Genomic DNA, 1,431 nt, shown 5'->3' on the forward strand with positions numbered 1-1,431 from the left:
GAGCACTTCACCCGCCTGGAAGAACTGGCCCGGGTCACCGCGCTGGTGAAGAATCTCAGCGATGCGCCGGTGCTGGCCCTGCCGGTATTCGGCGGCAGCGGCGCCACCGGGGATGGGTTCCCTCCGCTCGAGGCCGCCCTGCGTCTGGCGGATGCCGGAGCCGATTCCCTGGGCGCCGGATGCGCCATGATCGGGGAGGCGCTGCCGGGATGGATGGAAGGGTTGAGCCATGCCGGGTTGCCTCTCGCCCTGTTCGCCCGCGCGGGGGATGCTCCGCAATCCGGGAACCTGACGCCGGAAGAATTCGCGGCGCATCTCGCGCCCCTGTCCGGGACTGGCATCTCCATCCTGGGGGGGTGCTGCGGAGTTACACCCGGTCATATTCGGGCATTGGCGGTGGAGTTGGGGAAGGGGCCGGATCACATTCGCTGAGAATTCGCACGAATTTGCGGAATTTCAAATGCCCGTTGGCCCTTGGATTCACGGCCGGGGGAATTACATCCATGCTTACAAATATATGTACAAATATATACCATCTAATTCCATACTCCGCCCCGATTTGCAATTCACTCCCAACCTATCCGAATATGGAGGCCCTTCCCCTCACAGCGTTGTCCTGAAAGGGGACGACCATGGCCTCAACGGAAGCCCGTCAGAAGCTGGCGGCGGTGTTCGTCACCGACGTGGTTGGGTACAGCCGCCTGATGGGCGACGACCACCATGCCACCGTCAAGACGCTCGCGGAATACCGCGAGGTGTTCTCCTCCCACATCCGGAAACGCCAGGGCCGAATCGTGAACGCTCCTGGGGATTCCATCCTGGCGGAATTCGAGAGTGTTGTGGACGCGGTAACCTGCGCGGTGGAAATTCAGCGGGAGTTGTCCGGGCGCAACAATCGGTTACCCGAGCCGCGGCGGATGCACTTCCGCATCGGCATCAATCTGGGCGACGTGCTGATCAAGGATGGAGAGTTGTTTGGGGACGGGGTCAACATCGCCGCGCGGCTGGAATCCCTTGCCGATCCCGGAGGCGTCTGTATATCCCGCACCGTTTTCGATCAGGTTCATACCCGTCTGGACTTGGATTTCGATTACCTGGGCGAGCGCAAGGTGAAGAACATCGCCGCACCAGTGCGCGTCTACAAGGTGCTGCTGGAACCGGGACAGGCGCCCACGCGGAGGGAGCGCGCAGTCAGGAATTTGGCAAGGAGTTGGCGCAAGGTGGCGCTGCTGGCGACGGCGGCTGTGTTAGTGGCGCTGGTTGCGATTCTGTCCTGGAATCTATACCGGCAATCCGTGGTCGAATCCGCCTTGGCCGCCTTCGAGAAGGAAGCGGCCTTCCCCCTGCCCGACAAGCCTTCCATCGCCGTGCTGGCCTTCGACAACCTGAGCGGAAATCCGGACGACCAATGGTTCAGCGACGGCTTTGCCG

Annotated in this window: 2 protein-coding genes; both read left to right on the top strand. The window is 62.1% G+C overall.

What is annotated here, in order from left to right; translation table 11 throughout:
* On the top strand, positions 1 to 432 hold a 432-nt coding region (locus FVQ81_18520), incomplete at its 5' end, for a hypothetical protein (GenBank protein MBW7998526.1).
* A 200-nt stretch (positions 433 to 632) separates the two neighbouring features.
* On the top strand, positions 633 to 1,431 hold a 799-nt coding region (locus FVQ81_18525), incomplete at its 3' end, for an adenylate/guanylate cyclase domain-containing protein (protein ID MBW7998527.1).

This window comes from Candidatus Glassbacteria bacterium, assembly GCA_019456185.1.
GTDB lineage: Bacteria > Gemmatimonadota > Glassbacteria > GWA2-58-10 > GWA2-58-10 > JAJRTS01.